General features: G+C 39.8%; 1 protein-coding gene. It reads right to left on the bottom strand.

What is annotated here, in order from left to right:
* On the bottom strand, positions 1-339 hold a 339-nt coding region (locus D4A39_RS17255), incomplete at its 3' end, for a transposase (RefSeq protein WP_119918605.1).
* Positions 340-412: the final 73 nt, after the last annotated feature.

The following is a 412-nucleotide window of genomic DNA, read 5'->3' as shown; positions in this document are numbered from 1 at the left end:
CTCCAAAGCCTTGCGGAGACGCTTAATCTCTGCATCTTTCTCTTTCAACTGTTCATTTGTTGTCTTTGCCATATCGTCACGGTTTTGGTCTTCTGGCGGCAAAGATAACAAATCTTTTTCATTTAAGAACTTATCCATCCAAGAAAATAGCACTGTACGACTGCTTATATAGTATTTCTTGATGATTTCTTCTGCCGGGAGCCCACTCTCCATATACTCTCGAACTATCATGATACGATCATCATCTGTAAAAGAGTAGCTATTCAACTCTACCTCACGGGTCTCAAACCAACCAGTGTCCTCATTATACACACGTTCAATTCTTGTCTTACGTTTCATTGTCACTTCTGTTTGTTCCTAAGTGACAACCTTTTTCAGGGAAGTACAAATTTATCGTTCAGACAGCAGATGA

It is taken from the genome of Alcanivorax profundi (assembly GCF_003597125.1).
Lineage (GTDB): Bacteria > Pseudomonadota > Gammaproteobacteria > Pseudomonadales > Alcanivoracaceae > Alcanivorax > Alcanivorax profundi.
The sequence above is the reverse complement of the archived record's forward strand: the minus strand, read 5'-3'. Positions and strand labels throughout refer to the sequence as shown.